The 20,649-nt window shown below is 72.1% G+C and carries 16 protein-coding genes and 1 pseudogene; 6 read left to right on the top strand and 11 right to left on the bottom strand.

The annotated features are described in order from the left end of the window. Positions 1 to 192: 192 nt before the first annotated feature. Complete coding sequence (locus L0P92_RS28525) at positions 193 to 1,875, bottom strand: DNA alkylation response protein (RefSeq protein WP_234765926.1); 1,683 nt, start codon at positions 1,873 to 1,875, stop codon at positions 193 to 195. A gap of 74 nt (positions 1,876 to 1,949) precedes the next feature. Here L0P92_RS28525 and L0P92_RS28520 point away from each other — a divergent pair, with 74 nt between their 5' ends. Beyond that, complete coding sequence (locus L0P92_RS28520; protein WP_234765925.1) at positions 1,950 to 2,708, top strand: PaaX family transcriptional regulator C-terminal domain-containing protein; 759 nt, start codon at positions 1,950 to 1,952, stop codon at positions 2,706 to 2,708. Between the two features lie 120 nt (positions 2,709 to 2,828). On the opposite strand, the gene L0P92_RS28515 is transcribed toward L0P92_RS28520, so the two are convergent. Next, on the bottom strand, positions 2,829 to 3,611 hold the full coding sequence (locus tag L0P92_RS28515; RefSeq protein WP_234765924.1) for a pectate lyase: 783 nt from the start codon (positions 3,609 to 3,611) through the stop codon (positions 2,829 to 2,831). A 32-nt stretch (positions 3,612 to 3,643) separates the two neighbouring features. After that, positions 3,644 to 4,624, bottom strand: a complete 981-nt coding sequence (locus L0P92_RS28510) for a pectate lyase family protein (protein ID WP_234765923.1) — start codon at positions 4,622 to 4,624, stop codon at positions 3,644 to 3,646. Between the two features lie 379 nt (positions 4,625 to 5,003). Here L0P92_RS28510 and L0P92_RS28505 point away from each other — a divergent pair, with 379 nt between their 5' ends. Continuing rightward, positions 5,004 to 6,323: an extracellular catalytic domain type 1 short-chain-length polyhydroxyalkanoate depolymerase gene (locus tag L0P92_RS28505; RefSeq protein WP_234765922.1), complete on the top strand. Its 1,320-nt coding sequence runs from the start codon at positions 5,004 to 5,006 to the stop codon at positions 6,321 to 6,323. 110 nt (positions 6,324 to 6,433) lie between these two features. Continuing rightward, the gene (locus tag L0P92_RS28500; RefSeq protein ID WP_234765921.1) at positions 6,434 to 10,750 is read left to right on the top strand and encodes a cation-translocating P-type ATPase; all 4,317 of its coding nucleotides are present in this window, start codon (positions 6,434 to 6,436) and stop codon (positions 10,748 to 10,750) included. 88 nt (positions 10,751 to 10,838) lie between these two features. Here L0P92_RS28500 and L0P92_RS28495 read toward each other — a convergent pair whose 3' ends face one another. Further along, positions 10,839 to 11,918: an NADH:flavin oxidoreductase/NADH oxidase gene (locus L0P92_RS28495; protein WP_234765920.1), complete on the bottom strand. Its 1,080-nt coding sequence runs from the start codon at positions 11,916 to 11,918 to the stop codon at positions 10,839 to 10,841. 150 nt (positions 11,919 to 12,068) lie between these two features. Here L0P92_RS28495 and L0P92_RS28490 point away from each other — a divergent pair, with 150 nt between their 5' ends. Continuing rightward, a complete protein-coding gene (locus tag L0P92_RS28490) occupies positions 12,069 to 12,422 on the top strand; it encodes an ArsR/SmtB family transcription factor (RefSeq protein WP_234765919.1) in 354 nt (117 codons plus the stop codon). A gap of 66 nt (positions 12,423 to 12,488) precedes the next feature. On the opposite strand, the gene L0P92_RS28485 is transcribed toward L0P92_RS28490, so the two are convergent. Beyond that, the gene (locus tag L0P92_RS28485; protein WP_234765918.1) at positions 12,489 to 13,832 is read right to left on the bottom strand and encodes an FAD-dependent oxidoreductase; all 1,344 of its coding nucleotides are present in this window, start codon (positions 13,830 to 13,832) and stop codon (positions 12,489 to 12,491) included. A gap of 217 nt (positions 13,833 to 14,049) precedes the next feature. Between L0P92_RS28485 and L0P92_RS28480 the strand changes: the two genes are divergently transcribed. Continuing rightward, on the top strand, positions 14,050 to 14,559 hold the full coding sequence (locus L0P92_RS28480; protein WP_234765917.1) for a DUF6214 family protein: 510 nt from the start codon (positions 14,050 to 14,052) through the stop codon (positions 14,557 to 14,559). Here the strand turns inward: L0P92_RS28480 and L0P92_RS28475 are convergent. Both L0P92_RS28475 and L0P92_RS28470 read right to left on the bottom strand, forming a co-directional pair. Further along, complete coding sequence (locus L0P92_RS28475; RefSeq protein WP_234765916.1) at positions 14,494 to 15,741, bottom strand: MATE family efflux transporter; 1,248 nt, start codon at positions 15,739 to 15,741, stop codon at positions 14,494 to 14,496. The two genes, L0P92_RS28480 and L0P92_RS28475, sit on opposite strands and share 66 nt — an antisense overlap. A gap of 128 nt (positions 15,742 to 15,869) precedes the next feature. After that, on the bottom strand, positions 15,870 to 16,553 hold the full coding sequence (locus tag L0P92_RS28470) for a DUF305 domain-containing protein (RefSeq protein ID WP_234765915.1): 684 nt from the start codon (positions 16,551 to 16,553) through the stop codon (positions 15,870 to 15,872). 64 nt (positions 16,554 to 16,617) lie between these two features. Here L0P92_RS28470 and L0P92_RS28465 point away from each other — a divergent pair, with 64 nt between their 5' ends. Continuing rightward, positions 16,618 to 18,120 (top strand): LVIVD repeat-containing protein, encoded by a 1,503-nt coding sequence (locus tag L0P92_RS28465; RefSeq protein WP_234765914.1) that lies wholly within the window; start codon positions 16,618 to 16,620, stop codon positions 18,118 to 18,120. On the opposite strand, the gene L0P92_RS28460 is transcribed toward L0P92_RS28465, so the two are convergent. From L0P92_RS28460 to L0P92_RS28445, 4 genes and pseudogenes are all read right to left on the bottom strand, one after another. Continuing rightward, positions 18,108 to 18,794: a TetR/AcrR family transcriptional regulator gene (locus tag L0P92_RS28460; RefSeq protein ID WP_234765913.1), complete on the bottom strand. Its 687-nt coding sequence runs from the start codon at positions 18,792 to 18,794 to the stop codon at positions 18,108 to 18,110. The two genes, L0P92_RS28465 and L0P92_RS28460, sit on opposite strands and share 13 nt — an antisense overlap. Before the next feature lie 151 nt (positions 18,795 to 18,945). After that, positions 18,946 to 19,689 carry an HAD family hydrolase gene (locus L0P92_RS28455; protein ID WP_234765912.1) on the bottom strand — a complete coding sequence of 248 codons (744 nt, stop codon included), beginning with the start codon at positions 19,687 to 19,689 and terminating at the stop codon, positions 18,946 to 18,948. A gap of 111 nt (positions 19,690 to 19,800) precedes the next feature. Further along, entirely contained in the window at positions 19,801 to 20,472 is a 672-nt protein-coding gene (locus tag L0P92_RS28450) for a phosphatase PAP2 family protein (protein WP_234765911.1), read from the bottom strand. Positions 20,473 to 20,542: 70 nt separating this feature from the next. Then, positions 20,543 to 20,649 (bottom strand): annotated as a pseudogene (locus L0P92_RS28445) (DUF5134 domain-containing protein); the annotation flags it as partial.

Raw genomic sequence — 20,649 nt, 5'->3', positions numbered from 1 at the left:
CACCCGCGCCACCCTGGTCGGCGGCCTCGCGGGCGGCTGCGCCGCATGCGTCCCCTTCGTCGCCGGCCGTGCCCTGCGCAGCCGCCTGGAGAGCAGGCGCATCGACCAGTGGGGCTACGAGTGGGCACGGTTCGGGCCGTTGTGGGGCGGGCGGACGACGGGGTGACAGGGCGGTAGCAGAGGGCCCGGGCCTCAGCGGGCTGCCACGGAACCCGGCAACGCCCGCCCCAGGATCCCGTCCAGGTCGGCCGCGTCCGGCAGGGTCCCGAACGCGTGCCCCCAGTCACCGCCCAGCCGGCTGGCGCAGAAGGCGTCGGCGACCGCCGCGGGGGCGTGTCGGACCAGGAGGGCGGCCTGGAGGGTCAGGGCCATCTGTTCGACCAGGCGGCGGGCGCCGGACTCGGAGCCGGTCGCGAGCAGGCCCTTCAGACGGGTCACGGCCGCGTCCAGCCGGGCGTCCGCTCCCTGTGCCAGGGTGAGTTCGGCGAAGAGGGCCTCCGCGGTGCCCGGCTCCCTGCTCAACGCCCGCAGCACGTCGAGGGCGTTGACGTTCCCCGAGCCCTCCCAGATCGACAGCAGCGGAGCCTCGCGGTAGTGGCGGGGCATGCCCGACTCCTCGACGTAGCCGTTGCCGCCGAGGCACTCCAGGGCCTCCGCGGTGAAGGCGGGCCCCCGCTTGGTGACCCAGTACTTGCCGACGGCGGTGGCGATGCGGCGGAACGCCGTCTCGGCCCCGTCCGCGTCGGCTCCGCGCACCGCACGGTCCGCCGCACCGGCCAGCCGCAGCGTGAGCGTCGTCGCCGCCTCGGACTCCAGCGCCAGGTCGGCCAGGACGTTGCGCATCAGGGGCTGGTCGATCAGCCGGGCGCCGAACGCGCTGCGGTGGCGCGCATGGTGCCCCGCCTCGACGAGCGTCTTGCGCATCAGCGTCGCCGACGACATCACACAGTCCAGCCGGGTGCAGTTGACCATCTCGATGATCGTCTTCACGCCCCGCCCCTCGGGCCCCACCAGCCAGGCCACGGTCCCGTCGAACTCGGGCTCGGAGGACGCGTTGGAACGGTTGCCCAGCTTGTCCTTCAGCCGCTGGATACGGAACGTGTTGCGGCTGCCGTCGGGCAGGACGCGCGGCACCAGGAAGCAGGACAGGCCGCCCGGTGCCTGGGCCAGCGCCAGGAAGACGTCGCACATGGGCGCCGAGGTGAACCACTTGTGCCCGCGCAACGTGTACACGCCGGGCTCGGCGGTCGGCCAGGCCGTCGTCGTGTTCGTACGGACGTCGGAGCCGCCCTGCTTCTCCGTCATCCCCATGCCCGCGAGCAGGCCCCGCTTCTCGGTCGGCACGCGCAGCTCCGGGTCGTACTCCCGGCTGGTCAGCAAGGGTTCGTACACCTTCGCCAGCTCGGGCTGCCGGCGCAGCACGGGGACGGCGGCGTACGTCATCGAGGTCGGGCAGCCGTGTCCGGCCTCGGTGTGGCCCCAGACCAGCCCGCCCGCGGTCCGGGCGACATGCGCTCCCGGCCGCTCGTCCGCCCACGGCGCCCCCGCCAGCCCCTCGGCGACCGCCACCCGCATCAGGTGATGCCAGCTCGGGTGGAACTCGACCTCGTCGACCCGGTGGCCGTACCGGTCGTGGGTCCGCAGGACGGGTTCGTGCCGGTTGGCCAGCTCGCCCCACTCCTGCGCCTCGACGCTCCCCGCCCGCAGCCCGAGCCGCCGGATGCCGTCCTCGGCCCACCCGGCGCCCTCGCGGCGCAGCCCTTCGAACAGGGCCGTGTCCTCGGACGCGTCGTACGGGGCGAGCGGCGGAGGCTGGTTGGTGACCTCGTGCGTGGCGTACTGCCCGGACCGCTCCTGCGCTGATGTCGAGACCATGCCGCCAGTGTTGCACCATGGCTGCGGTCGCAGCAATCCTGTAATACGTCGAGCGGCACGTAAGGTACCTGGCCATGCGGAACAACGCGTCACTCACGGCCGACGAGGTGGACCTGCGCCCGCTGTCCGCCCGGTCGGTCGTCCTGAGCCTGCTGCTGGGGCTGCATCCCCCCGAGCTTCCGGTGAAGGACCTGGTGGGCGCCGTGGAGCCGTTCGGGATCGCGGGGTCCACGCTGCGGGCCGCACTCAGCCGGATGGTGACGGCCGGCGATCTGCGGCGCGCGGACACGGTCTACGGACTCAGCGCCCGGCTGCTGGAACGTCAGCGACGCCAGGACGCCGCCGTCCACCCCGAGACCCAGCCCTGGGGCGGTGACTGGGAGATGGTCGTCGTCACGGCCACCGGCCGAGGCGCCGCCGAACGCGCCGAACTGCGCACCGAGCTGACCCGGCTCCGGCTCGCCGAACTCCGCGAGGGCGTCTGGCTGCGACCCGCCAACCTCCGCCGCACCCTGCCGGACGACCTCGGTGAGGTGGCCCAGTGCTACACGGCCCGCCCCGACCGCCCCGCGCGGGAGCTGGCCGCTGACCTGTGGCCGCTGGACGCGTGGGCCGCAACGGGCCGCGCCCTGCTGAACCATGTGGAGGGCGCCCGGCGCCCGTCGGACCGTTTCACCGGCTTCGCCGCCGTCGTACGGCATCTGCTCGCCGATCCGGTGCTGCCGCCCCCGTTCCTCCCCGCCCACTGGCCGGGCGAGCGGCTGCGCGAGGCGTACGCGGACTACCGACGGGAGCTGGCGGAGGACGTACGCGCGCGTGGCCTTCAGGAGTGACACGGGGCCTTCATGAGCGACGCATGCCGCCTGGAAACGGCACGACGGCCGTCCGAAGCGCCGTGCGGGGACGCTTCGGACGGCCGCCTTCACCGTGGGGGGACTACTGGCTGACGTCGGCTACCTGTAGGTGATGTCCGAGTTGGAGTACAGGCAGTTCGTGCTGTCCGGCCCGGTGCCCACCGCCGTGTTGTTGTTGTACTTCTGGCACGGGATGACCTTGCGGCTGGAGTCGTTGAGGATCGTGATGCCGCGCAGGGTCGCCACGTCGCCCCGGTTGACGTTGATGCCGACGAGGCGGGCCGTGGACCCCGTGCCGGTCACCTCGATGTTGCTGAGGTTGACCTTGCGCGTGTACTGCGTCGAGCAGTCGCCGCACGAGCGGTACAGGGTCTTGAACTCGCTGACCGCGAAGTTGGAGATGTTCAGCGTGCCGGGCCCGTTGTGCTGGAAGACCTTGTCCGCCGCCTTCTTCGCGCCACCGCCGGTCACCGTGTAGGTGGAGCCGCCCCGGAACGTGGCCGCGTCCTCGCCGACGTCCTCCCACCACACGTTCTGCAGCGTGCAGTTGCCCTCGCAGTGGATGCCGTCGGCGCCGGGCGCGCCGATGATGACGTTCTTCAGGGTCGCGCCGGCCGCGAGCTTGAAGATCGGGTCCTGGCCCTCCTCCTGGCCGTCGCCGGCCAGGTCGCCGCTGCCGTAGTAGCGGACCATGCCGCCGTCGCGGACGCCGGAGACGTTGATCGTGGAGCTGACCGGCTGGCTGCTGCTGGGCTTCGGCCAGGTGGCGGCGCTCGCCGGGGGTGCTCCGATTGTCGTGATCATGACAGACGAGAGGCCGAGTGCGGTCAGGGCGCCGGTGAGGGCGCGCCGGCGGGAGCGGGGCTTTGCTGGTGAAGTCATGTCCCGGATGCCTTCCTCCAGTTGGGGGGTGGTCAGATCTTTCCGGTGCCCGCACCGGACGTCACCGAGGCGACGACGGTGGACGCGGACTCCGCGGTGTAGCTGTAGGGCGGCGCGGTGAAGGAGCCGACCTGGGAGATCTCGGTCGCGGCACCGCCGAGATCGTTGCCGCGCAGATTGGCGTGGCCGTCGACGTCACTGCTGCGGTTCGTGGTGACGGCGATCTTGGTGTCGCGGAAGACGTTGTTCTCCACGAGCATCTGGGCGCCCATGCGCGAGTGGCAGGCGGTGTCCGCGCCGGCCACGTGGTTGTTGTAGAAGTGCCCGGTGCCGAAGCGCAGGCTGGGGATGCGCGAGTAGACGTTGCTGAACGAGTTGTGGTGGTACGTCACCTTCAGATGGCCGGTGTCCTCGCTCGCGTTGTTGTCGCTGTGCCCGACGAGGGAGCCCTTGAAGTGGTCCTTGAAGGTGTTCCAGGACACCGTGACGTTGTCCGAGCCGTGGTTGATGTCCAGCAGGCCGTCGTAGTAGTCCTTGTCGTGGTCCCGGTCGGCCGAGAAGGAGTTGTGGTCGATCCACACCTTCGTGGACGCCTGGACCGTGATGCCGTCGGCGGGCGCCACCGGCTTGCTGATGTTCAGATTGCGGACGACGACGTTGGTGACGTTCTTCAGTCGCAGCCCGCCTCCGGTGAATCCGGACGACGAACCCACGCCCAGAACCGTGGTGTTGGAGCCGATGTCCACCTGACCGCTCAGCGAGATCAGGCCGTTTACCCGGACGACCTTGGCCGAGTTGCCGGTGACCGCCGTCTTGAATGCGGCCAGCGTGGAGACGGTGACAGCCGAGGCGCTGCCGCCACCGGTCGTCCCGGCGCCGAATCCGATCGGCGAGGTCTCGGCCGCGCCGGCGGGCTGCGGCAGGACCAGGACGGCCGCGGTGGCGAGGGCGGCCGCGGCGGCCGTCACCAGCGTGGTTCTTTGCGAGCGTGCACGTGGGGGGAGCGTACGCATGCGGATGCGTCCCTTCGGAGGAGCCGGTCGATCGTGTACATGAACGATGTGCTTCCTGCTGAACGCTGTGAGCGGACAGAGCGACCGTGTGGGGGTGCGGCAGTGCGGCTCGGTCACTCTGCTGAACGGAACGTAGAGGGCAAGCGCTTTCTGGTCAACGCTTTGCGCAGAAGAATCCGGTCAGCCCTGGTGGGGGTAGGGGCTCTCTCCGCGGCCAATGCGCACCGGTCGTGGGAGCGCTTCCATGGTGAGCGTGTCCATGCCACGATGGGGTGGGACGGGCCGTCGATGTCTGCGGCTCCATCGTGGCTGGTCGCGCAGTTCCCCGCGCCCCTTCAGGGCGCCCTCCGGTACCGACAGCGCCAGAAGGGACAAGGACGTGCCCACTCCCATCGGCACCACCCCGAGAAGACCGCTCCCGTTACTCGTCGCCCTGCTCGCAGGGCTCCTTCCACTGCTCGCGGCCCTGCTCGTCACCGCCCCCACGGCATCGGCCCGCACCGACGCCACCGACGTCGTCCCCACCGCCACGCTCACCGAGGTCACCGACTTCGGCACCAACCCCAGCAATCTGCGGATGTACGTGTACGTGCCGGACAGCGTCACCGCCACCCCGGCCGTCCTGGTGGCCGTTCACTGGTGCACCGGCTCCGGCCCCGACATGTACAACGGCACCGAGTACGACACCCTCGCTGACCAGTACGGCTTCATCGTGCTCTACCCGTCCGTCACCCGCAGCAGCAAGTGCTTCGACGTCTCCTCGCCGCAGGCGCTCAAGAGGGGCGGCGGCAGCGATCCGGTCGGCATTAAGTCCATGATCGACTGGGTCACGCGCACCTACGACGCCGACACCGACCGGATCTTCGCCACCGGCATCTCCTCCGGCGCGATGATGACCAACGTCCTGCTCGGCGACTACCCCGACGTGTTCGCCGCGGGCGCCGCCTTCTCGGGCGTCCCCTTCGGCTGCTTCGCCACCACCGACGGCTCCGAGTGGAACAGCGCCTGCGCGAACGGCACCGTGACCCACACCCCGCAGGAGTGGGGCGACCTGGTCCGCGGCGCCTACCCGGGCTACAGCGGCCCCCGTCCCCGTATGCAGCTCTGGCACGGCACCCAGGACGACGTCCTGCGCCACCCCAACTTCGGCGAGATGATCAAGCAGTGGACGAACGTCCAGGGCGTGAGCCAGACCCCGGCCGCCACGGACACACCCCAGTCCGGCTGGACCCGCACCCGCTACGGCGGCACCGGTGACCGGGCCCCCGTCGAGGCGATCAGCCTCCAGGGCGTCGGCCACAACCTCTACGGCTACGGCATGGCGGCCCGGGTACTCACCTTCTTCGGCCTCGACAGCGGCGGCCCCGCACCCCAACCCCAGCCCGGCGCCTGCACGGTGACCGCCACCACCAACGCCTGGAACACCGGCCTGACCGCCTCCCTGACCATCACCAACACCAGCACGACGGCGATCAACGGCTGGCAGCTCGGCTTCACCCTGCCCGCAGGCCAGACGATCACCAACGGCTGGGGAGCCACGTACACCCCGGCGTCCGGCGCGGTGACGGCGACCAACGCCGCCTACAACGCGGCCCTCGCGCCCGGGGCGAGCGTCAGCATCGGCTACCAGGCGAACCACACCGGGAACAGCGCGGCGCCGGGCGCCTTCACGCTGGGCGGGACGACCTGCACGCCCTAGGCCCCCTCCCCGCGCCGGCACCGGGTTCCCGTACGCGGATGACATGCCGTTTTGCGGGAACCCGGGCTCCACCGAAAGGCGACGTCGAACGAGGTGGAGCGAGGCGAGCGATGGTTCTGGGACTGCTCTCACGTCCGACGGCCGCCGCGGCCGCACTGGTCGCGGCCGGACCCCGCCTGCTCGCCAGAGGAGCCGCCCCCGCGGTCGGAGCCGCCGCGGGGGCGGTGGCCGGAACGGCCCGGGCCGGGGTACGGAGTGCCGACAGCGCGGCACGTGTCGTACGGGTCGCCCGTGACACCTGGCCCGGGCGGCCGCACCCCTGGCGGTCCGGCACCCGGGCCCACCTCGCGTTGCGGCCCGAGGCACCGGAGCGGGTACGGCGGGAGGGCGGGACCGAGCGGGCCGCGCGCAAGGTCGCCGCCGCACTGGCGGAGCGCCCGGACGTGGCCCTCGCGTACTGGGACGGCGGACTGCGCCGGCTGGTGGTGACCGCCGTCGAGGAGTCGGCCGGCGACCGGGTGCTGGAGAAGGCGAGCGAGCTCGCGGCCCGGCACGGTCTTGCCCGCACGGACGAGGAGGTCGAGGAGATCCCGCACCCGGCCAACCGGGCCGGAGTACGGGACGCCGCCGTGACGCTCGCCGCCGACGGGCTCGGTATCGCGGCCGCGTTCATCGGGTACGGCCTGCGGCTGCCGACCTCGCCCCGGTCGGTGACGGCAATGGTGACGCTGCTGCGGGAGAACCCCCGCTTCCGTGGATGGCTGCGGGCGCGGGTCGGCCGCTCCCGGATGGACATGCTGCTGGCCATCGCGAACGCCGCCGCCCACGGCGCCGGCCGGACCCCCACCGCCCTGGTGCTCGACGGCGCGCTGCGCTCGCTCCAGCTCGCGGAGACCGTCGCGCGCGCGGCGGCGTTCGACCTGGTCCACGACGACGTCTGCGCGCCGGAGCGAGGCAGCGTCGCCGGGGACCAGCACCCGCGTCCGCCCCTGCGCACCTCCCCGGCTCAGGAGTACGCCACGCACGCCGAGACCGGCAGCATCGTCGGCGCGGTCGCCACGCTGCTGGTCAAGCACGACGGCACCGAGGCGGCGGAGGCCGTGCTCGCCGGCTCTCCCAAGGCCGCCCGCTACGGTCCCGCCGCCTTCCACGCCGTACTGAGTGCCGCGCTGTCCCGCGCGGGTGTCCTGGTGCGCGACACCGAGCGGCTGCGGCAGCTGGAGATGGCCGACACGGTCGTGCTGCACCCGAGCGCGCTGCGGACGCCGGGTGCCGACGCGGACCCGTGGGCGGAGACGGTGCTGGACGCGGCACGGCGCGCGGGCCTGCGCGTGGTGATGGTGGACGACCCCGCCCTGGCCGACTTCACGAGCCTCGCCGACCAGGTGGTGCGCGACGAGCCGTCGCTGAGCGATGTCGTGCACGCGTTGCGCGCCGAGCACGACGGCGTCGTCGTCACCGTCGCCCGGCCGGCAGCGGACGACGAGGACATCCTCGCCGGGCTGCTCGCCGGCGATGTGGCCGTCGCTCTCACCGACCGCGACGGGGCCGTGGTCTGGGGCGCCGACGTGCTGGCCCTGCACGGACTGGCCGATGTGTGGCGGCTGCTGCGGGCGGTCCCGGCCGCGCGCAAGGTCGGCCGCAGGTCACAGACCCTGGCCCGGTCCGGCGCCGCACTGTCCGGGCTCCTGGTCGCCATCGGCAAGTCCCGGCGTGGCCGCCCCGCACCGTGGCCCGGGCTGCGGCACACACCGGTCGACGCGAGCGCGACCTGGGCCCTGCTCACCGGCACCCGGGCCGCCCTCGGCGTGGCCGTGGCCCGCGCACCGCACCCCCGGCCGCGCGTCGCCTGGCACGAACTGGAGCACACCGAGGTCCGCGAACGGCTGGAGCACGAACCGGGCCCGGAACACACCCTGCCCGAGCAGGCAACGGGCCGTGCCCGCAAGGCATTTCAGGCGATGGGCCGGCACCGTGTGTTCGCCCCGCTGACCGCGCCGCTGCAACTCGCCCGCGCCGTGCGCGGCGAACTCGACGACCCTCTCACCCCCGTACTGGCCGTCGGCTCGGCCGCCGAGGCGATCCTCGGCTCCGTCGTCGACGCGCTGCTGGTCGTCGGCGCCCTCGACCTGAACGCACTCGTCGGCGGCATCCAGCGGATGCGGGCCGAGCGGGCGCTGTCCGGACTGGTGGCCAAGCAGACGCAGAAGGCACGCGTCACGGCCGAGGAGCCGAAGGCCCGGCCGCATCTCGTGGACGCCGCCAAGCTCAGTCCCGGCGACCTGATCGAACTCCGGGCGGACGACGTGGTGCCGGCCGACGCCCGTCTGGTGTGGGAGGACGGCCTGGAGGTCGACGAGTCCGCGCTGACCGGTGAATCCCTGGCCGCCGACAAGGGAGTCGACCCGACGCCGGACGCCGCCGTGCCGGACCGTAGCTGCATGGTGTTCGAAGGCACGACCGTGGTGGCGGGGGAGGCCCGCGCCGTCGTGGTCGACACCGGGGAGCGCACGGAGGCCGCACGCGCCGTGGCCCTCGCCGCGCGTACGCCCCCGTCCGCCGGAGTGCAGGCCAGGCTCCGGGAACTCACCGACAAGGCGCTACCCTGGACCCTCGCCGGTGGTGCCGGGGTCACCGCACTGTCCCTGCTGCGCGGCACTCCGATCCGCCGGGCGGTCAGCGGTGGCGTCGCGGTGGCCGTCGCCGCCGTACCCGAAGGGCTGCCGCTGGTGGCGACCGTGGCCCAACTGGCCGCCGCCCGCAGGCTGAGCCGCCGCGGAGTCCTCGTCCGGGCCCCGCGCACCCTCGAAGCGCTCGGCCGGATGGACACCGTCTGCTTCGACAAGACCGGCACCCTCACCGAGAACCGGCTCCGCCTCGTCCGCGTCACGGACGCCGACGGCACGGTCGGCAGGCCCGAAGCGGACGACCCCACGCTGCGCACCGCGGCACGCGCCTGCCCTCAGCTGAACGGCGGTTCGGACCGGCCGGTGCACGCCACCGACGAGGCCGTCCTGGACGCGGCGGGACCCGACCCCGAGTGGTCCCAGACCGAGGGCCTGCCCTTCGAGGCCGGCCGTGGCTACGCCGCCGCGGTCGGCGAGGCCGAGGAAGGCACCGCCGTACTGGTCGTCAAGGGCGCCCCGGAGACGGTGCTGCCCGCCTGCGCCGAACTGCCCTCGTCGGTGTCGGAGGCGGCGCACGGCCTGGCCGCCGACGGACTGCGCGTCCTCGCGGTGGCCAGGCGCCGGCTCGATACGGCCGACGACGCGGCGGACATCCTCGAACAGCCGCTGGAAGAGCTGGAGTTCACGGGTCTGCTCGCGCTCGCCGACGTACCCCGCGACACCTCCACGGCCCTTGTCGAGGGCCTGCGCAAGGCAGGCGTACGTCCCGTCATGCTGACCGGGGACCATCCGCAGACCGCTCGCGCCATCGCCGCCGAGCTGGGCTGGCCCGAGGACACCGGCGTCGTCACCGGTGACGAACTGGCGTCCGCCGACCGGGCGGAACGCGCCCGGATGCTGCGTGACATGGGCGTGGTGGCTCGGGTGGCGCCCGAGCAGAAACTCCAGGTCGTCGAGGCACTGCGGGACGCCGGGCGGGTGGTCGGCATGGTCGGCGACGGGGCCAACGACGCGGCGGCCATCCGCGCCGCCGACATCGGCGTCGGCATCAGCGCCCGCGGCTCGGCCGCCGCCCGCAACGCCGCCGACCTCGTCCTCACCGACGGCGACCTGACGGTCCTCATCGAGGCGGTCGTCGAGGGCCGGGCGCTGTGGCACAGCGTCGCGGACGCCATCGCCATCCTGATCGGCGGCAACGCCGGCGAGGTGGGCTTCGGCCTCCTCGGCACCCTCCTGTCCGGCGCTGCGCCCCTGTCCACCCGTCAGATGCTGCTGGTGAACCTGTTCACGGACCTGTTCCCGGCGATGGCGGTGGCGGTGACACCGAAGGAACCGGAGGAGACGGACGGGACCGACGGGACGGACGCGAAGTCGGCCGCCAGCACCGCCGAAGGCACCGAACCCCTCGGCACCTCACTCCTGGGCACACCCCTCACCAGCAAGATCCGGCACCGTGCCCTGACGACCACGCTGGGCGCCACGTCCGCCTGGCTGGTCGGCCGCTTCACTCCGGGCACCGCCCGCCGCTCCACCACGATGGCCCTGTGCGCCGTGGTCGGCACCCAACTCGCCCAGACCCTGGCCGACCGCCGGGGCAGCCCGCTGGTCCGCGTCACCGCCCTCGGCTCCGCCGCCGCGCTCTTCGTCCTTGTCGAAACCCCGGGCCTCAGCAACCTCTTCGGCTGCACCCCGCTCGGCCCGCTCGCCTGGACGGGCGTGGCGGCGTCGATCGCGCTGGCGGTGACGGGGCAGCACGCCCTGCCGTACCTGGAGCGGGCCGTCCTGGGGGCGCGGGGCTGAATCGATCTGCGGCTCCGCCGCGTGGGCGCGACCAGCCCCCACCAACCCGCGGCCGCACACCGAGACAGGCCGCCCCACGAGTAGGCGATCAAACCGACCGGTGGTACTGCTCCGGCACACGCACCTCCCCGCCCAACTCCCGCGCAGCCTCCCGAGCCCACGACGGCCGGCGCAGCAACTCCCGGCCGAGCAGCACCGCGTCCGCCTCCCCGTTCGCGACGATCTTCTCGGCCTGCTCGGCCTCGGTGATCAACCCCACCGCGGCGACCGGCAGCGACGTCTCGGCCTTCACCCGTGCCGCGAACGGCACCTGGTAGCCCGGCCCGACGGGGATCCGGGCGCCCGCGGCGTTGCCACCGGTGGACACGTCCAGCAGATCGATGCCGTGGGCCCGGAGGTCGGCCGCGAAGCGCACCGTGTCGTCGGCGGTCCAGCCCTGCTCCTCCAGCCAGTCCGTCGCCGAGATGCGGAAGAACAGCGGCTTGTCGTCCGGCCACACCTCCCGTACGGCGTCCACGACCTGGAGGCCGAAACGGGTGCGGTTCTCGTACGAGCCGCCGTACTCGTCGGTGCGGTGGTTGGAGTACGGGGACAGGAACTCGTTGATCAGATAGCCGTGGGCGCCGTGGATCTCGGCGATCTCGAAGCCGGCGGCGAGGGCGCGGCGCGCGGCGTCCGCGAACTGCCCCACGATCTCCTGGATCTCGGCGACCGTCAGCTCGCTCGGCACCGGGTGCCCGTCGGCGAACGCGACCGGGCTCGGCGCCACCGGCTGCCACCCGTGCGCGTCCGTATCCACCGGGGCACCGCCCCGCCAGGGCTGGTCGGTGGAGGCCTTGCGGCCGGCGTGGGCGAGCTGGATGGCCGGCACGGTGCCCTGCGACACCAGGAAGCGCGTGATCCGGCGGAACGCCTCGACCTGGGTGTCGTTCCAGATGCCCAGGTCGTACGGCGAGATCCGGCCCTCGGGGCTGACCCCGGTGGCCTCGACGATGATCAGGCCGGTGCCGCCGGCCGCGCGGGCCGCGTAGTGCGCGAAGTGCCAGTCGTTGGGGACGCCCGCCTCGGGGCCCTCGGGCGCGGCCGAGTACTGGCACATCGGGGGCATCCACACCCGGTTCGGGATCGTCACATCGCGCAGGGTGTAGGTCTCGAAGAGGGCACTCACGGCGGACTCCATTCGTCACGGGGACCAGCGGTCGACTCGTACGATAGGCATCGTAGTACGGGAAGTGTCAAACTACGAGAGGTCTCGTACAATGAGGGAACCCGAACACGGGAAATCCCGAGTGAGGGAACCCGACGAAGTGGAGCCGCCGTGACCAGCCCCGCTGTGAGCAGCCGTGACCTCCCGCATCCGACGCGCGAGGAGATCCGGCTGGAAGGCGTGCTGCACGCACTGTCCGACCCGATGCGGATGCGGATCGTGCGGGAGCTCGCCGCCGTCGACGACGAACTCTCCTGTTCGCACTTCGACCTGCCCGTGACCAAGTCCACCACCACGCACCACTTCCGGGTGCTGCGCGAGAGCGGTGTCCTGCAGCAGGTCTACCGGGGCACGGCCAAGATGAACGGCCTGCGCAAGGACGACCTGGACGGCCTCTTCCCGGGACTCCTCGACTGCCTCCTCGACGCCGCCGACCGCCAGGCCGCCCGCCTCGGCAGCGCCTGACCGGCAGCGCCTGAAAAGGCAGTACCGTCGGCGGTACCACCCCGCCCTGGAGCGCCCTGCGCCCCCTTACGGGGCGCTCTCGTGCGCGGCCGCCATGAGTGACTGCCAGTCGGGAAGCTTGACCACCCCGCGCCCCAGCGACGCCCCCAGCTCCGCCTCCGCCCGCTCGATGGCGCACCACCCCGTCCACTCGACCGGCTCGACGCCCCCGGCGCGCAGGGCCACGAGCGGGTCCTCGGGCCTGACTTCGCGTACGAGTGCGGAGGAGTCCGCCAGGAGAGCCGTCACCGTCTCCTTGGCGTCCGAACGGTTCGTGCCGATGACGCCCGTCGGGCCGCGCTTGATCCAGCCGGCCACGTACTCGCCCGGCGCGACGCGGCCCTCGCGCAGGACGCGCCCGCCGAGGTGCGGCACGGTGCCGGTCGCCGGGTCGAACGGCAGTCCCTCCAGCGGCACTCCGCGATAGCCCACCGAGCGCAGCACCAACTGGGCCTCGACGTCTTCGTACCGGCCCGTCCCCGCCACGCCGCCCTGGCCGTCGGACACCGTCCGCTCGAAGCGCACCGCGCCCACGCGCCCGTCCTCGGCGAGGAGTTCGACGGGACGCAGGAAGAAGCGCAGCCGGATGTGGTGGCCGGCGTCGTGCGGCGGGGTCTCGGCCCAGCCGCGCAGGACCTCCACGTTGCGGCGCTGCGGGGCGGGCAGTCCGGAGGGGTCGGCGTAGGCCGGATCCAGCGCCAGCTCCGCCGGATCCACGGCCACGTCGGTGTCCGGCAGCGTGCCCAGCTCGCGGAGCTCCTTGGTGGTGAACCGTGCCTGTGACGGGCCGCGTCGCCCGACCATGCTGACATCGGTCACCCGGCTCGCGGTGAGGGCGGTGAGCGCGGCCTGCGGCATGTCGGTGGGGGTCAGCTCGGCCGGGCCACGGGCCAGCATCCGTGTGACGTCCACGGCGACGTTGCCGACGCCGATGACGACCGCCGAGCGCGCGCCGAGCACGAACCCGTCGTCCACGGCGTCCGGATGGGCGCTGTACCAGGACACGAACTCCGTCGCCGACCAGCTGCCCGGCAGGTCCTCGCCGGGAATCCCGAGGTGCCGGTCGGTGGCGGCGCCCACGCAGTACACGACGGCGTGGTACAGCTCCCGCAGCCGACCGGCCGGCACCCCGCCAGGGCCGACCTGGACCCCGCCGAGGAACCGCACCCGCTCGTGCTCCAGCACGGCCCGCAGGTTGTTCTGGAGGGACTTGATCTTCTCGTGGTCCGGCGCCACCCCGTACCGCACCAGGCCGTACGGGCACGGCAGCCGGTCCAGGACGTCGACGAGCACGTCGGGGTCCTGCTGCACCAGGCTCTGGGCGGTGTAGCACCCGCCCGGCCCGGAGCCGACGACGGCGACACGCAGCACGGCGGAACTCCTCGTCAGGGGACCTTCGGGGATCTTGAGGATCTTCGGGAGTCGCTCTCGAGTCCAGCATCGCACCGCCGCCGCTCCGCTGACAGGGTGCTGTGCGCCGTACGGGACGCGTGTTCGTTCGTATGGAATGTGATCATGCGGTTACGTTGCGTGTGTGCTGGAAGCATCCTTTCTTAATCTTTCCGATCGCCTTGCGACGGATGGTGCCGTGTCCGTGTGGCCCGCGTGGGAAGTGCGGGACGGCACCGGGGCCACGGCGTGGTTCGGGCTGCGGCTGGAGTTCGGTGACGGCGCCCATGTCGACGCGGTCGCCGTGGTGTCCGAGGGGTGCGTCTCCATCGAGGACGTACGGGCGGAGCCGGCGCTCTCCCTGGACGACCTGGCGGCGCTCGCCGACTGGATCGAGGAGCCGCTGTCGGAGGCCTGCGGCATCGGGGCCGTACCGGACGAGGAACCCGGACCGGAGGGCGCCGACGCGGACGCCGGCGAGCCGGACGGCGAGAACGCCGCCGGACCGTGCCTGGCCGGGTCCGGCTGGCCGCGCGGTGTCGAAGGACAGTGGCTGGTGGCGCAGAAGTACCGCGCGGCTCAGGAACAGGGCGCCGACCCCGTCCTCGCCGTCATGACCGCCACGGGGTTCGGCCGCCGCAAGTCACTCCGGCTGATCGGCCAGGCCCGCGACGCCGGTTTCCTGACGCGGCGCCGGGCCCGCCACTGAGGGGCCGCATGCGCTCGCGCCGACACCCCCGCTGTGGCGGTGGAACGAGGCCCACTTCGTCACCGCCTGGAGCAGGTTCGCGCAGGCCAGTGCCGCCCACAGGGCGGTGAGTCCGCCCGCCTCGGCCACGGGGACGGCGACCGCCGCGAGCGCCCCGAACCACACGGCGGTGGACACCAGGCTCGGCACGGTCCGTCTGAGCCCGATGAGCGCGAACCCGGCGAGTGCCTGAAGGGCGTCGGTGACCACCACCAGCAGCACCAGGGGCAGTTGGCGCACCACCTGGGGGAGCAGCGCGTCGTCCGAGGTGAACAGCGGTACGACCGAGTGCCGGCCGAGCAGCAGTACGGCGCCGAGCACGGTGATCGCGCTCAGCGTCACACCGACGCCCGCCCACAGGCTTCGCCGTATGCCCGCGACATTCCCCTCGTTCGCCGCGCCGGCCGTCAGCGGGATCATGGCCTGGCCGACCGCGACCGCCACGGTGAACATCACGTTCACCAGCGACTCGGACACGCTGTGGACGGCAGCGCCGGCCGTGCCGATCCGGGCGGCGGCGAACGTCAGCACACCCAGCACCGCGAACTTGATCAGCACCGTCCCGGCGAGCGGGATCCCCACCGCGGCCAGCCGCAGCATCCGGCGCGGATCGGGCCGCCCGGGGTGCAACGGGCGTCCGGCCAGGACGGTACGGCGGCGCAGGGTGCGCTGGTTGGCCCACGCGCCGACCAGAGCGGCGGCGAGCATGGCGAGGCCCGCCCCGGTCAGCCCGTACCCGGGAAGCGGGCCGGGCGCGCCGACCAGCAGGATCGACAGGCCGACGGACGTGGCGGTGCTCAGCAGCCCGGCGCGCATCACCTGGGCGCTGTGGCCGAGGGCCACCAGGACGGAGGTCGCCGACTGGCCGACGGCGACGAGCAGCACGCTCCCCGCCAACAGCCAGGGAAAGAGGCCCAGTTGATCCAGCACGGTGACGGGCACCCCGGCCACGCCACCGATCAGCGGCACCGAGGCGACGGCCGCCGCGCACACCGCGCCCACGGCCAACGCCAGCCACATGGCGTTCCGGACGATCGGCAGCAGCGCGTCCGGGTCGCTCTTGCGGGGCACGACGAACGGCATGACCCCGCGCAACGCGCCCGCGACGGTCGCGGTGGCCGGAGCGAACACCGCGGCGGTCACCGCGAACGCCGCGAGGGAGACGGTCGCGTGCCGTCCGAGCAGCGCCGTGTCGACGAGCGCGCCCGCCGACGCGGCCAGGGTGCTGAGGTAGAGCGGAAGCGCCGCCTTGGCGATGCTTCGGACGGCGGTCAGAGCATGTCCCGCATCCGCGAGATCTCGCTCGTCTGCTGAGCGACCACCTCGTCGGCCATCTCCTCGATCCGGATGTTGTTGCCCTGCCCCTTCACATCCGTGGCCATGGTGATCGCCCCGCCGTGATGAGTGATCATCAGCGTGAGGAAGAGCTCGTCGAACGCCTTGCCCTGCGCGGTGCGCAGTTGGGCCAGTTGTGCCTCGGTCGCCATGCCGGGCATCGAACCGTGGTCATGGCCCTCGCTCTTCTCGGACTTGCCGTGGCTCTTCAGCCAGCCCTTCATGGCCGTGATCTCCGGCCCCTGCGCGGCGGCGATCCGCTCGGCGAGCTTCTTGACCTTCGTCGACTCGGCGCGGTCCGGGGCGAGTTCGGTCATCTTCAGGGCCTGGTCGTGGTGCTCGATCATCATCCGGGCGTAGGCGACGTCAGCCGAGTTGGGGGAGTCGTCCTCGGTGCGCTGCCGTGCCGCCTCCTCGGCGGACAGCACCTCGTTCGACTCGCCCGGCTTGCCCGGCACGATCACCGAAGGCCCGTCCTTCGAGGCCGACTCGGGGCCGGAGCCGGAGTCGCAGCCTCCGAGCACGAGCACGGCCAAGGCGGCCAGTGAGGCCGTAACACGGCGCGCCCGACGGACCTGCGCCTTCGTTACATGTTCATGGCACGCTCTTGAAATGTGCATGGTAGAGACCATACTCGGGCGTGCATGAACCGTTCCAGTGCGAACGGCACAAGGGAGGAAAACAGTGATCCTGTTCAGCAATCCTCGAACGCGGCGCAGACGCCTGGCAGTTGGCGCTGCCGCCGCCGGGCTCCTCGCCGCGCTGCTCACCGCGCAGCCGGCTGCCGCGATCCCCGACCCCGGGGACGGCCCCGTCGCGGAGAAGGAGGTCTCCGACAGCACCCGGGCCGAGGTGCGAAAGGCCCTGAAGGACGGTGAGATACCGGGCAAGGACGAGATAGTCCACTCCGACAACATCCAGCACCTGGCCAACGTCCCCAAGGACGTGCTCCCGGGCACCAACTCCGACCTCGCCTTCCAGGGCAGATACGCCTTCGCGGGCAACTACGACGGCTTCCGCATCTTCGACATCAGCAGGCCCACGGCACCGAAGACCATCGCCCAGGTCCTGTGCCCGGGCTCGCAGAACGACATCTCCGTCTCCGGTGACCTGCTGTTCCTGTCGACCGACTCCTCGCGCAGCGACAGCAGTTGCAACAGCACCACCCAGCCCGCGACAGAGAAGTCCTCGTGGGAGGGCATGAAGGTCTTCGACATCAGCGACAAGCGCAACCCCCGCTACGTCGCCGCCGTCGAGACCGCCTGCGGCTCGCACACCCACACGCTGGTGCCCGACCGCAAGAACGTCTACGTCTACGTCTCCTCGTACTCGCCGAGCGCCACCTACCCCGACTGCCAGCCCCCGCACGACGGCATCTCCGTCATCAAGGTGCCGCGCAAGGCCCCCGAGAAGGCCGCTGTCGTGGGCTTCCCGGTGCTGTTCCCCGGCGGGGGCCCGGACGGCGGAGGCAACCCCGGCTCGCCCACCAACCCGGGTGTCTCCAAGACCACCGGCTGCCACGACATCACGGTCCTCGCGGACAAGGACCTGGCCGCCGGTGCCTGCATGGGTGACGGCATCCTGTTCTCCATCAAGGACCCTGAGCACCCGAAGGTCATCGACCGGGTCCAGGACAACGTGAACTTCGCGTTCTGGCACTCGGCGACCTTCAACCAGCGGGCGAACAAGGTCGTCTTCACCGACGAGCTCGGTGGCGGCGGCGCGGCCACCTGCAACGCGGAGATCGGCCCGGACCGCGGCGCCGACGGCATCTACGACATCGTCGGCAAGGGCGACAAGCGCAAGCTGGTCTTCCGCAGCTACTTCAAGATCCCCCGCCACCAGGCGGACACCGAGAACTGTGTCGCCCACAACGGCTCGCTGATCCCGGTCAGGGGCAAGGACCTCATGGTCCAGGCCTGGTACCAGGGCGGCATCTCCGTCTGGGACTTCACCGACTCCGCCCACCCGAAGGAGATCGCCTACTTCGACCGCGGCCCGCTGAGCACGGACACGATCAGCTCGGGCGGCTCGTGGTCCGCGTACTACTACAACGGCTACATCTACTCCAACGAGATGGCCCGGGGCTTCGACGTCCTGCGGATCAACGACCGGCGCACGGACCCGGCCCGCTGGGTCCACCTGCGCGAACTCAACGTCCAGACACAGCCGGACTACTTCGACTGATCGTCCGGGCAGCCGGGTGAGGACCCGGTGGCGAAGAACCGCGACAGATCCGTGTCGCACGTCCCGCCGGGCACGGCCACCGAGTCCGGCGGGACTCCCATGTCCCAGTCGAGCCGGTAGCGGTGGAACAACTCGGCCCGCAGCACCGGCACGGGCATCGGCACCCCGGGCACCAGCGCCGCGTAGACGGCGCCCATCAGGAGCGAGCGCAGCATCGGGTAGTCGGTGTCGACGTCCTGCGAGCCGACCCCCGCGCAGACCTCCCGCAACAACTCGGCCAGGCGCCGCTGCTCCGGGCACTGCATGAAGCCCTCGGCCTGGAGGATCCCCGCCATGTGCTGGCGCATCAGCACGGGCCGGTCCCGGGCGAGCCCCAGGATCGCGTCGATGGCCCTGGCCATCCGCTCCCGGCCGTCCTCGGTACGGGGCTCTCGCTCCAACGCCTCCTGAAGCGTGCGGTGCATCAGCCGGTGCACGGCCGACTGCACCAGCTGGCGTTTGCCGGGGAAGTAGTACGACACCAGACCGCGCGCCGAGCCCGCCCGGTCCGCGATGTCACCCAGCGTGGTCGCCTCGTAGCCCTGCTCGCCGACCAGCTCCACCGCCGCCTGCAGAAGCCGCTCCCGGGATCGCCGCCGCAACTCTTCATTGACCGAGGCGCTGCGCGGGGACATCCTGTAACTCCTGCGTTGACTGGCTGCCAGCCAACTATACTCAGCGCGTCCGGCCCGGCCCCGATTCGGCCTGGCCGGGGTTGCCGTCTGCCCTGGGCGACGCGGGGGATCGTCCAGGGCGGACCCGACCTCCTCGAATGGTCGCCGAAGGCTACTGGTTCTCCGGCATCTCCCGCCGCGCGTCGACACCGTTCGCCCGGGACGCGACGCCCACCAGATCCAGCACCGGCCGCAGTGCGTCGGGCCGCTGTTCGGCCGGCAGATGGTCCACGAAGTGCACCGCACAGCCCAGGGCCGCCGCACCGCCGTCGGCCCGCCGGTTGTCACCCACCATGACCACATCGAGCGGATCGGCGTCGAGCGCCGAACAGGCGGCCGCGAACAGCCGCGGGTCGGGCTTCTGGATGCCGTGCTCGTACGACAGCACATAGGTGTCGACATACGGATCGAGGCCGTGCTCCCGGAACACCGGGCGCAGATCCCAGCCGATGTTGCTGACCACCCCCACCGCGACGCCGTGCTCGCGCAGCGCCCGCAGCACCTCGGCGGTGTCGGGGTACGGCCGCCACGCGGCCGGCGCCATGTGGCGGTCGTAGAGCAGGTCGTGCAACCGGTCGTCGGGGAGCCGCACATGCCGTGAGAGCCCGGTGTAGGCGGCCCGGTGCAGCTCGGCGCTCTTGTCCCGGACTCCCCAGACGCTCGCGACGTCCTCGGGCAGCCAGGACGGATCGACCCCGCCCGGCAGCGCCCCCATGGCCTCCAGCGCCCGTGCCGCCTCGACCAACTCGGCCTCGTCGAACTCCATTTGTGCCTCGGCGAGCGTTCCGCGCAGCCAGGACTCGGTGGACTCGACACGGAAGAGGGTTCCGGAGAAATCGAACAGGACGGCGGTCATGGTCCGGATCCTACGGGGCCGGACCGTGTCGCGCGGGGAAGATCGCGCGGCCCGCGCGCAGAACCGGCCGCGCGCACCGAATTGGCCGCGCGCACCGAACCGGCCGCCCGCTCAGCCCCGTTGCCGGGCGTGCACCTCAACCGCCAGCACCACGACCAGCGCGCCCAGCAGCCAGCCGCCGACGACGTCCGTCACCCAGTGGACGCCCAGCCACACCCGGGTGAGCCCTACACCGGCCACCGAGATCACGGCCACGGCGACGGCCGTACGCCACAGCACGCGTCCGGCGCCGTAGTGGTGCAGGAGCCACAGCAGCAGGCCGCAGACCACCGTGGCCGTCATGGCGTGGCCGGAGGGGAAGGCGGCGTAGTGGGCGGAGTCGACGGGGTCGGGCCAGACCGGACGCGAGCGGTCGACCACGGCCTTCAGGGTCTGTTGGACCAATGTGGCCAGCAGACATGTGGCCACCAGCCATACGGCGGTCCAGCGCGCCTGTCTCCGCCACACGAGCCAGATCGCGACCGCGAAGGTCAGGATGCGCATCGTCCACGGGTCCCAGACCCAGTCCGTCAGGATGCGGAACGCGTGGGTGACGCCGCCTTCCTCGACCGCCCAGCGGTGCGTGGTCTGCGCGACGTCCCCGTCGAAGGTCATCAGCGGGTGCCACCGGACGGCGACCAGGGCGAGCAGCAGCACGGAGCCCACGGCCAGGACACCGGCCCAGCGGGCGGTCCTGCGCTCGGCCGGCGGGCGGGGCGGGGAATCGACGGACTGGGTGTGCATACTGCGATCCTCGCCGACGGATGGGGCGAGAGGCCAATGTGGGGGTGGGTTTGCGATGCCCGTCCGGTTTTCAGAGGGTCATCAGCATCGCCACCATGGCGATCCCCATCGACAGCCGGCAGGCCCGCGCCAGCTCCGGCCGGTCGCCCCAGCCGACGCCCCCGCCCTGGCCCGCCA

The organism is Streptomyces muensis (assembly GCF_021474425.1).
In the GTDB taxonomy this organism is placed as follows: domain Bacteria; phylum Actinomycetota; class Actinomycetes; order Streptomycetales; family Streptomycetaceae; genus Streptomyces; species Streptomyces muensis.
Note: the sequence above shows the minus strand (reverse complement) of the source record. Positions and strands in the feature narration are given on the sequence as shown.

What these genes read in the sequence shown, in the direction of transcription:
- L0P92_RS28450 (WP_234765911.1), bottom strand. Translation starts at nt 20,472, where the DNA reads ATGCACACCCAGTCCGTCGATTCCCCGCCCCGCCCGCCGGCCGAGCGC.
- L0P92_RS28460 (WP_234765913.1), bottom strand. Translation starts at nt 18,794, where the DNA reads ATGTCCCCGCGCAGCGCCTCGGTCAATGAAGAGTTGCGGCGGCGATCC.
- L0P92_RS28525 (WP_234765926.1), bottom strand. Translation starts at nt 1,875, where the DNA reads ATGGTCTCGACATCAGCGCAGGAGCGGTCCGGGCAGTACGCCACGCAC.
- L0P92_RS28510 (WP_234765923.1), bottom strand. Translation starts at nt 4,624, where the DNA reads ATGCGTACGCTCCCCCCACGTGCACGCTCGCAAAGAACCACGCTGGTG.
- L0P92_RS28520 (WP_234765925.1), top strand. Translation starts at nt 1,950, where the DNA reads ATGCGGAACAACGCGTCACTCACGGCCGACGAGGTGGACCTGCGCCCG.
- L0P92_RS28470 (WP_234765915.1), bottom strand. Translation starts at nt 16,553, where the DNA reads ATGCACATTTCAAGAGCGTGCCATGAACATGTAACGAAGGCGCAGGTC.
- L0P92_RS28455 (WP_234765912.1), bottom strand. Translation starts at nt 19,689, where the DNA reads ATGACCGCCGTCCTGTTCGATTTCTCCGGAACCCTCTTCCGTGTCGAG.
- L0P92_RS28500 (WP_234765921.1), top strand. Translation starts at nt 6,434, where the DNA reads ATGGTTCTGGGACTGCTCTCACGTCCGACGGCCGCCGCGGCCGCACTG.
- L0P92_RS28515 (WP_234765924.1), bottom strand. Translation starts at nt 3,611, where the DNA reads ATGACTTCACCAGCAAAGCCCCGCTCCCGCCGGCGCGCCCTCACCGGC.